14 protein-coding genes are annotated in these 7,711 nt (G+C 63.7%); 4 read left to right on the forward strand and 10 right to left on the reverse strand.

Features of this window, described 5'->3' with window-relative positions; all coding sequences use genetic code 11:
- Positions 1–145 precede the first annotated feature (145 nt).
- Positions 146–964, forward strand: coding sequence for a universal stress protein (locus tag AC5JJ6_RS03915; RefSeq protein ID WP_496040790.1), 819 nt, complete (start codon positions 146–148; stop codon positions 962–964).
- Positions 965–999: 35 nt separating this feature from the next.
- On the opposite strand, the gene AC5JJ6_RS03920 is transcribed toward AC5JJ6_RS03915, so the two are convergent.
- Positions 1,000–1,659: a zinc-binding dehydrogenase gene (locus AC5JJ6_RS03920; RefSeq protein ID WP_496040791.1), complete on the reverse strand. Its 660-nt coding sequence runs from the start codon at positions 1,657–1,659 to the stop codon at positions 1,000–1,002.
- Here AC5JJ6_RS03920 and AC5JJ6_RS03925 point away from each other — a divergent pair.
- A complete protein-coding gene (locus AC5JJ6_RS03925) occupies positions 1,652–1,834 on the forward strand; it encodes a hypothetical protein (protein ID WP_496040792.1) in 183 nt (60 codons plus the stop codon). The two genes, AC5JJ6_RS03920 and AC5JJ6_RS03925, sit on opposite strands and share 8 nt — an antisense overlap.
- Here the strand turns inward: AC5JJ6_RS03925 and AC5JJ6_RS03930 are convergent.
- The 4 genes from AC5JJ6_RS03930 to AC5JJ6_RS03945 form a co-directional block, all read right to left on the reverse strand.
- The gene (locus tag AC5JJ6_RS03930; RefSeq protein WP_496040793.1) at positions 1,831–2,064 is read right to left on the reverse strand and encodes an alcohol dehydrogenase catalytic domain-containing protein; all 234 of its coding nucleotides are present in this window, start codon (positions 2,062–2,064) and stop codon (positions 1,831–1,833) included. The two genes, AC5JJ6_RS03925 and AC5JJ6_RS03930, sit on opposite strands and share 4 nt — an antisense overlap.
- Positions 2,065–2,193: 129 nt before the next feature.
- The gene (locus tag AC5JJ6_RS03935) at positions 2,194–2,508 is read right to left on the reverse strand and encodes a c-type cytochrome (RefSeq protein ID WP_496040794.1); all 315 of its coding nucleotides are present in this window, start codon (positions 2,506–2,508) and stop codon (positions 2,194–2,196) included.
- Complete coding sequence (locus AC5JJ6_RS03940; protein WP_496040795.1) at positions 2,505–2,807, reverse strand: cytochrome c family protein; 303 nt, start codon at positions 2,805–2,807, stop codon at positions 2,505–2,507. The genes AC5JJ6_RS03935 and AC5JJ6_RS03940 overlap by 4 nt, the downstream gene beginning before the upstream one ends.
- Positions 2,808–2,880: 73 nt before the next feature.
- On the reverse strand, positions 2,881–3,651 hold the full coding sequence (locus tag AC5JJ6_RS03945; protein WP_496040796.1) for a Crp/Fnr family transcriptional regulator: 771 nt from the start codon (positions 3,649–3,651) through the stop codon (positions 2,881–2,883).
- Between the two features lie 553 nt (positions 3,652–4,204).
- Here AC5JJ6_RS03945 and AC5JJ6_RS03950 point away from each other — a divergent pair.
- The gene (locus tag AC5JJ6_RS03950) at positions 4,205–4,540 is read left to right on the forward strand and encodes a baeRF12 domain-containing protein (RefSeq protein ID WP_496040797.1); all 336 of its coding nucleotides are present in this window, start codon (positions 4,205–4,207) and stop codon (positions 4,538–4,540) included.
- A gap of 249 nt (positions 4,541–4,789) precedes the next feature.
- Here AC5JJ6_RS03950 and AC5JJ6_RS03955 read toward each other — a convergent pair whose 3' ends face one another.
- A complete protein-coding gene (locus tag AC5JJ6_RS03955) occupies positions 4,790–5,305 on the reverse strand; it encodes a L,D-transpeptidase family protein (RefSeq protein WP_496040798.1) in 516 nt (171 codons plus the stop codon).
- Positions 5,306–5,317: 12 nt separating this feature from the next.
- On the opposite strand from AC5JJ6_RS03955, the gene AC5JJ6_RS03960 reads away from it, so the two are divergent.
- Complete coding sequence (locus AC5JJ6_RS03960) at positions 5,318–6,220, forward strand: L,D-transpeptidase family protein (RefSeq protein ID WP_496040799.1); 903 nt, start codon at positions 5,318–5,320, stop codon at positions 6,218–6,220.
- A gap of 1 nt (position 6,221) precedes the next feature.
- Here the strand turns inward: AC5JJ6_RS03960 and AC5JJ6_RS03965 are convergent, their stop codons facing one another.
- From AC5JJ6_RS03965 to AC5JJ6_RS03980, 4 genes are all read right to left on the reverse strand, one after another.
- A complete protein-coding gene (locus tag AC5JJ6_RS03965) occupies positions 6,222–6,482 on the reverse strand; it encodes a hypothetical protein (protein WP_496040800.1) in 261 nt (86 codons plus the stop codon).
- A 70-nt stretch (positions 6,483–6,552) separates the two neighbouring features.
- Complete coding sequence (locus AC5JJ6_RS03970; protein ID WP_496040801.1) at positions 6,553–6,870, reverse strand: DUF5335 family protein; 318 nt, start codon at positions 6,868–6,870, stop codon at positions 6,553–6,555.
- 150 nt (positions 6,871–7,020) lie between these two features.
- Positions 7,021–7,299: an HU family DNA-binding protein gene (locus AC5JJ6_RS03975; protein ID WP_044425641.1), complete on the reverse strand. Its 279-nt coding sequence runs from the start codon at positions 7,297–7,299 to the stop codon at positions 7,021–7,023.
- A 157-nt stretch (positions 7,300–7,456) separates the two neighbouring features.
- A partial coding sequence (locus AC5JJ6_RS03980; RefSeq protein ID WP_496040802.1) for an Ldh family oxidoreductase occupies positions 7,457–7,711 on the reverse strand: 255 nt, incomplete at its 5' end.

The following is a 7,711-nucleotide window of genomic DNA, read 5'->3' on the forward strand; positions in this document are numbered from 1 at the left end:
GATTGTTCCCCTGACCAATTCTTTGATCGAGGGACAAATACATGATCCAGGTCAATGCATAAGGAGGTATGCGGGTAGACCATCGGTCATCCGGATCGCAAAGCGTCGCGATTCAAAACCAAAAATTCGAGAGGGAGTGACGGCGATGACCTACCAAGACATTCTCGTCCATATCAGGCCGTACGGTTCCATCGAACCTGTCGAAGTAGCCTTGCGGCTTGGCGGGCGCTTCGACGCGCGGGTGACATGCCTCTACGCGCTGGAGGATGTGGCGCGCTTCAAGCGGATCCTAACGGAGAATTCGGCCCCACTGCAAGGCTTGGTCGAGCGTGATTATGCCGCAGCCGCCCAGGCGGAGGAGCGTATCCGCGCGCTGGCGAAGCGCGAGGGCGTCCAGTTCGACTGGGTGACCTGCGAGGGCGAAGCGGCCGACCTGATCGCCATGGCGAGCCGGCTTCAGGACATCGTCGTCGTCGGCAAGACCGAACCGGACGAGGGCTGGGGCGTGGTCGAGCGGATGGTGACCATGCCGGGCGGGCGTCCGATCCTGGCCGTTCCGTCCACCGGCCCCTTCCTCGACCTTGGGCGGCGCATCCTGATCGCCTGGAACGGCAGCGCCCAGGCAGCAGACGCCGTGATGGGCGCGATGCCGCTGATTTCCGAGGCCGATCACGTCGTGGTCCTGACGGGTAGCGAGCAGCGCGAGAAGGTTCCGGCAGCGTCCGGACCACTGCTCGACATCGGGGCGTATCTGAAGCGCCACGGCGTCGAGGCGGAGATCTGGAACACCGACGCCGCCGGAGCCGATGCGGGAGCGGCGATCCTGGAGGCGGCGCGGGCCGGCAAGGCGGATCTTGTCGTGATGGGTGCCTATGGCAGGTCACGCCTGCGGGAGTGGGTGCTTGGCGGGGCGACCCGCACCGTGCTCGACTACATGGATGTGCCGGTTCTGATGGCGCATTGAGCTTCCGGTGCGGGCGCCGGCGGGGTGAACGATGCTCAGGGCGTGATGGCGACCTTGAGCACGCCGTCCCGCTGGTGCGAGAACAGGTCGTAGGCGGCCTCGATGTCGTCCAGCTTGAAGCGGTGGGTGACCATCGGGCGGAGATCGACGCGGTGGGAGGCGACGACGTTCAACAGCCGCCGCATCCGCTCCTTGCCGCCGGGGCACAGGGACGTGACGATCGTGTGGTCGCCCAGGCCGGCGGCGAAAGGACCGAGCGGGATCTTCAAGTCGCCAGAATAGACGCCGAGGCTGGAGAGGGTGCCGCCGGGGCGCAGCACGCGCAGGCAGGCTTCGAAGGTGGCCTGGGTGCCGAGCGCCTCGATCGCGACATCGACGCCGCGTCCGTCGGTGATCCGCATGATCTGATCGACCGGATCGCCCGCCTTGAAGTCGACCGTTATGTCGGCTCCCATGCGGCGGGACGCTTCCATGCGGGCCTGCACGGTATCGACCCCGATTACGGTCGTGGCGCCGCACAGCTTGGCACCCGCCGTGGCGCACAGGCCAATGGGTCCTTGGGCGAATACCGCGACGGTGTCGCCGATCCTGATCCCTGCCCGCTCGGCGCCGGCGAAGCCGGTGGACATGATGTCCGGGCACATCAGGACTTCCTCGTCGGTCAGCCCGTCCGGGACCGGAGCTAAGTTGACCATGGCGTCCGGCACCAGCACGTACTCGGCCTGGCAGCCGTCGATCGTATTGCCGAAGCGCCAGCCGCCAAGCGGCTTCCAGCCGTGCCGCGTGCCGGCGCCGTCCTGGGAGTGGAAGCCGCACAGCGAGGCGTGGCTGTGGCCGCTGGGGCATATGGCGCCGGCGATGACCCGCTAGCCCTCGGTGTAGCCCTGGACCGCCGATCCCAGCTTCTCGATCACGCCGACCGGCTCGTGCCCGACCGTCAGGCCGCGTGCAACGGGATACTCGCCCTTGAGAATATGGACGTCGGTGCCGCAGATGGTGGTCGTCGTGATGCGGACCAGGGCGTCCATCGGACCGACGTCCGGGACGGGTTTCTCGTCGAGCACGATGCGTCCGGGCTCGACGAAGATGGCGGCTTTCATCTGCGGCATGTTTCCCCCGTTTTTATGAAGCGTGCCCATCGGCGGGCACTTGGGGAAACTCTACCAAGCCTGTGAAGCAGGCGATTGATACAAGTTAAGGGCATCGGACCGCCGTCCGAAGCCTGTGTTTCAACGGGCGAGCGTTTGCAGGTAGGCAACGACGTTCTCGATCTCCGCGTGCGACAGGTGGAGATCGGGCATCGGCGGATGCGGATCGTTCAGCCACTGGCGAAGCCATCCGGGATCGTGGCGCGGATCGGCGGCGATGCGCTCCAGGGTGGGAACGGCATCGGTCCCAGGCCCACGATCGGCCGCCACGTGGCAGGAGGAGCACCAGCGCTCCGCGATCCTGCGGCCTTCGACCGGATCGGCCGCCCATGCCGGGCCGCCGCCGGCGGCCATCGCCAGGAGGAAAGGTACTGCCTTCAGGAACGGAACGGTCATTTGGGTTTTCCCTTGAAGGTCAGCAGGTAGGCGATGACGTCGTCGGCCTGCTCCCGCGTCAGCATGATGTTCGGCATGACGGGATGGGTGGTCTGCAGGTAGCTGCGAAGCGCCAGTTCGGTGATTTCGGGCTCCCGCACGCGCTCGATCAGGTTGGGTCCGATCTGGCCGTCGTACTGCTGGTCGGGAGAGACGATGTGACAATCGCCGCAGAGGTCGCCGGCCAGGCCCCGTCCATAGCCCGGATTGCCCGGACCATCGGTCGCGGCCAGTCCAGCCGTGCCGAGGATCGCCGCCATAACCGGTAGACCTGCAATCATAAGAGTCCTGCCCATTAGCAACCTCCATTGCCGATCCGAGTGCTTGCTTTCCTTAAGCCACTGCCAAGGGGGGCTGGTAGAGCTCGACTTCCGGATCGAGCTGGGCGATCTCCGCAAGGCGTTCCGGGTCGAGCAGGACGAGTTGGCCCTTGTGGAACTCCAGCAGGCTTTCCAGCTTCATCTGCTTCAGGGTACGGCAGACATGGACCGACGTAAGCCCCGTGGCGTCGGCGATGTGGATCTGATTGATCGGGAGCCGGACCGCAGGACCTTCCGCTCCGCACCGGGCCGTCGCCCGTCGATGCAGGTCGAGCAGGAGGTTCGCGACCCGCCCCATGGCCGATTGCTGCCCCAGCGCTCCGACGTGGTTCCAGGCGGCCAGAGCCTCGCGGGTGACTGTCGTCGCAAAGTTCATCGCCAGCTGCGGAGAGTTGGCGCAGACGCCGTAGAACAGCGAACGTTTGAAGCTGCACAGGGTCACGTCGGAAAGCGCTTCGGCCGTGTAGGCCATTCCCGAGTTTTCGTCCCCTTCGAACCCGATCAGGTCGCCCGGCAGGGCGAAGCGGATGATCTGGCGCTGACCATCCTGGAACACCTTGTAGGTCAGCACCCACCCGCTCCGGATTATGAGCACCTGATCGAAGGGCTGTCCCTGGTGGAACAGCGCCAAGCCCGCTTTCCGCGTCTGGAAACGAATACCGTTGGGAAACAGCCGGTCGAAGTCCTTTTCGGCCATCTGGCCGCACAGGCTTTGATCCCAGGCGGGGCAGTTCCTGCATGACTTGTCCCGTCCGGAGGTGAAATGGCGGGTGCATGAGGTCATGATCCGGCGCACCGGTCCGACACTCGTCAGCCTTTGTTCGGATCTGTCATTCGTGACGACCTCCAGACCATGCAGTTAAAACCATACATGGATCAACAGGGTTTCTGACAAACCGAAGGACCGCACTTGGAAGGATTGAAAAATCCCGTGGTGATTGCGACAGAGATTTCATCATCTCGATTTTCTTTACTGGGAACTTTGAAGTTCTCTCATTTCTTCTCAATCGAAAACTATGATTTTTTCATGGCGCATGTCTACCCTTCAAAGGAGATAGGCCGATGGAATGTGACACCAAATCATTGATAAATAAGGCCGTTGCGGACTTTATCGGATGGATAGTAATTACCCGTTCTTCATTGGTCATGGTCTGCCTCGATTTTCTTGTAGGCTGAATGTCCGACGACCAAGCGGTCATTGTTCCAGATCAAAGCTAGTCCAATGAAGGGCATCGACACTCCCTGGGGGTAACACTGATCCAGATTAATGCCGGGCGGCGCCGCGATGGGGAAATAACTTCCGAACTGAGTGCGCCATCGGGAGTAGGGACACGAAGATGAACAAACGCGGCACCATCTGGTTTGTCCTGTCCGATGGCGGCAGGACCCGCATTCTCCAGCGCCGATCCTCAGACCACCGTCATTTCGAAACCGTCGCCGACGAGAAGTCCGCCGAACTCCAAGTGCCCAGCCACGACCTGGTCAACCAAGCCGCCGCACAGGGGCTGTTCGACACCCTGATCCTGGTGGCGCCGCCTCGCGTGCTGGGTGATATGCGGCAGGCGCTGACCGCCCAGGCTAAGGAACGGGTGATCGTAGAGGAAGGCAAGGACCTCCTCAACCTCCCCGAACAGATGCTGACCAGACGTCTGACGGCCCTCCTGCGAAGATGACCACTTCCGGAATCTTGCCCTACCGTCATCAAAGGTCACTATCTCGAGGGGAAGGTCACTGTTTCTGGGACGAGGGTCACTGTTTTCGGGACGAGGGTCACTATTTCAGCAAAAAGGGTCATCGCATTTCCAGGGCGCGTTGATTCACGGTGTCGAAGATCCCGGCGGGTTGCGCAACACACTGTATCGAAAACCGTTCAGGAATACAATCTTATCAAAAGATGAGGTCTAAGCAAAACGGGACCGTCGTTACCGGCTCAGAATGAGGACCGTGGTGCCGTCGTCCACCAGACGCCATATCTCTTCGATCTCGCCATCCGACACGGCGATGCAGCCATTGGTCCAGTCGGTGGCGGGGTGGCCGATCCGGTCGGCAGTGAAACCGTTCGGCAGGCCGTGTATCATGATGTCGCCGCCGGGATCGACGGAAGCTCCGGCAGCCGCTACGTCGGACCGCCGGGGGTAGTCGATGTGCAGCGCTAGATGAAACGCGCTGTTGGGATTGCGCCAGTCGATCTTATAGGCGCCTTCCGGGGTGCGGCCGTCGCCCTCCCGCCGCTTGGGGCCTTGCGGGTCGAAGCCGAGGGCGATGGGATATTGCCGGATCAGGTCGCCGCCGCTGAGCAGCTTCATGATCCGCTGCTGCTTGTGGACGACGATCAGGTCCGCCTTGCGCTCCGCGGCGGAAAAGGCCGGGAGCGGCGGAACGAGACACACCAGAACGAGGAGCGAGGCGAAGAAGTTGACCGCCCTTGACGTCATCATGACCGAAGACCCATGCGCCTGACGGTGCGGATGATAGCGGCCATTGCCGCTTTGGCAACGTTGCCGCTGATCCGGCAGCCGGCTTTCGCCGGCGGTGCGATCGGGACGACGGGCATCTACGTAGCAGACGAGGCCGATACGCTGGTCGATATCGCCGTCGACAAGGGGCTGGGATTCCTGGAACTTCTGGGTGCAAATCCCGGCGTGGACGTCTGGGCGCCGGGAGCGGGGACACGGATTCTTCTTCCCCGCAGGCATCTGCTGCCCGACGCGCCGGAAACCGGCATCGTCATCAATCTGGCCGACATGCGCCTGTACCTGTTCGATGCCGGGCCGAGGCGTGGAGAGGTCCTGAGCTGGCCGATCGGGATCGGGCGCGAGGGGCGCGACACGCCGGTCGGCCGGACCAGCGCCGTCCGGAAAATCAAGGACCCGAGCTGGTATCCGCCGGCGTCGATCAGGCGGGAGAAGCCCTGGCTACCGGTCAGGGTGGCGCCCGGACCCGACAACCCGCTGGGCAGCAGGGCGATATACCTGGGCTGGCCGCAATACCTGATCCACGGCACCGACAAGCCTTATGGCGTGGGACGCCGGACCAGCAGCGGCTGCATCAGGATGTATCCCTGGGATGTCGAGACCCTGTTCGACCTCGTCCGGCCCGGAATGCCGGTCCGCGTGGTGAACCAGCCGGTGAAGCTCGCCTGGATCGACGGCGCCCTGTTCGTCGAGGTCCATCCGACGGGAGCGCAGCAGGACCAGCTTGAAGAGCGCGGCGGCTTCGATCACGAGATCCCGGAGGATCTGGAGGTGCGGGTACGGGATGCCATAAGGGGACGCGCGGCGGTGGTCGATTGGGAAGCGGTGCGTACCGCCGGCGTCCAGCGTCTGGGTTATCCGGTCCCGGTGACGCGCTAGATCACTTCCTCAGCCCGGTCCGGAACGACTGGTCGGCACGGCTTGCAGCGGCTTCCGCCCGCTGGGCCGCCTGCTCTGCGCGCTCTGCCGCGGTTGTCGCCCGTTCGGAGGCTGTTGTGGCGCGATCCGCCGCGGTCGTGACCTGACGCATCGAAGTGTCGTCCATTTGCGCCTCGCGGCAGGACTCGCCGCCTGCACAGGCGGCGAGCAGGGAAACCGCGAACAATCCCGCAGCGAGGCCTGAAAACTTCCTGATGAACATGGTGTTTATTCCCTCGTAATCCTGGCATCAATCCTGTTGAAGAAAACGGCGGCGGCCGACCGCTACGCGCTCAAGGGCCGGCGATCTGGACGATGTGCTTCCGCCCGCCGACGTCGGTCGCTTCGACCGCGTCCAGACCGCGCGGGGTTTCGTTCACATAGATTTCCTGCGGATCGCGGATGAGGTGGTCCATGCCGTCGAGAGCGATCTCGAGGAGCCTGTCCTTGTGATCGTAGGTGATGCCGATGATGTCCAGCCCCGCCGCCGCGAACTGGGCGCCGACGTCGGGCGCCACGACCTCGACAGTCGCTTTCCGGCCCCGAAGCGCTGCGGCAGCTTGGTCGAAGTACCGGCCCCACTCCTCCTCATCCAGCCTTTTCGTAGCCATGGCCCTTCCTCCGGTCATGCATGAATTCCACATGCGGAACGTGAGCATTGTGGCGGCTAAGGAGGAGCGGTGCGTTAATGCAGGTTAAGCCGGAACCGGCGAGCAGGACTGCGGCGCCCGCCGGATAGGGTCAGGATCAGCAGCCCGGACTCAATCGCCGTTCAGCGCTTCCTTGACGGCCTTGCCGGCCGTGAACTTGGCCGATTTGGATGCGCCGATGGTGATCGGCTCACCGGTCTGGGGATTGCGGCCCTGGCGCTCGCCGCGCTCGGAAACGCCGAAGGTGCCGAAACCGGAGATGCGAACTTCGTCACCCTGCTTCAGCGAATCGGTGATCGTGCCGACCAGCGCTTCCAGGGCCTTGCCGGCGTCAGCCTTGCTCAGGCCGGCGCGCTCCGCGACGGCCGCGATCAGGTCTGTCTGGTTCATGACTGTAATCCTTTTTGAAGCGTCTGCCTTGGATGGCAGCGGACTATTCCATTGCCATTCGTTTGAGCGGGGAGCAAGACAAAGGCGCTTGTCGCCGCCGGGGACGAAACGATTTCCCCCGCCGATGTCACGGCGAAGCACTATTTTTGCCGTGCGATCAGGCGATCTGCGCCAGCCGCTCCATGTCGGGCCGCTTCAGACCCAACTGTTCGCCGGCCGCGACGATCTCGTTCCAGGTGGTCGTATCGACGGGAATGCCGTCCGCACCGCGTCGGCCCCGGCTGTCCCGCTCCGGCTCTCCGGCGATTCGGATGCGTTCGACGCCCTGGGCCACCGGCGACTGCTTGACCCACTCGACGAACTCCGCCGTCTCCGCCGACAGGTTGGCGGCGGTGCCCAGCCTGTTCGGGTC

This window comes from Skermanella sp. (assembly GCF_059503625.1).

Excerpts from the sequence above, each read along its gene's own strand:
- AC5JJ6_RS03960 (WP_496040799.1), top strand. The coding sequence starts at position 5,318 with ATGCGCCTGACGGTGCGGATGATAGCGGCCATTGCCGCTTTGGCAACG.
- AC5JJ6_RS03940 (WP_496040795.1), bottom strand. The coding sequence starts at position 2,807 with ATGGCGGCGATCCTCGGCACGGCTGGACTGGCCGCGACCGATGGTCCG.
- AC5JJ6_RS03955 (WP_496040798.1), bottom strand. The coding sequence starts at position 5,305 with ATGATGACGTCAAGGGCGGTCAACTTCTTCGCCTCGCTCCTCGTTCTG.
- AC5JJ6_RS03930 (WP_496040793.1), bottom strand. The coding sequence starts at position 2,064 with ATGAAAGCCGCCATCTTCGTCGAGCCCGGACGCATCGTGCTCGACGAG.
- AC5JJ6_RS03945 (WP_496040796.1), bottom strand. The coding sequence starts at position 3,651 with ATGACCTCATGCACCCGCCATTTCACCTCCGGACGGGACAAGTCATGC.
- AC5JJ6_RS03950 (WP_496040797.1), top strand. The coding sequence starts at position 4,205 with ATGAACAAACGCGGCACCATCTGGTTTGTCCTGTCCGATGGCGGCAGG.
- AC5JJ6_RS03915 (WP_496040790.1), top strand. The coding sequence starts at position 146 with ATGACCTACCAAGACATTCTCGTCCATATCAGGCCGTACGGTTCCATC.
- AC5JJ6_RS03920 (WP_496040791.1), bottom strand. The coding sequence starts at position 1,659 with ATGGTCAACTTAGCTCCGGTCCCGGACGGGCTGACCGACGAGGAAGTC.
- AC5JJ6_RS03970 (WP_496040801.1), bottom strand. The coding sequence starts at position 6,870 with ATGGCTACGAAAAGGCTGGATGAGGAGGAGTGGGGCCGGTACTTCGAC.
- AC5JJ6_RS03975 (WP_044425641.1), bottom strand. The coding sequence starts at position 7,299 with ATGAACCAGACAGACCTGATCGCGGCCGTCGCGGAGCGCGCCGGCCTG.
- AC5JJ6_RS03935 (WP_496040794.1), bottom strand. The coding sequence starts at position 2,508 with ATGACCGTTCCGTTCCTGAAGGCAGTACCTTTCCTCCTGGCGATGGCC.
- AC5JJ6_RS03965 (WP_496040800.1), bottom strand. The coding sequence starts at position 6,482 with ATGTTCATCAGGAAGTTTTCAGGCCTCGCTGCGGGATTGTTCGCGGTT.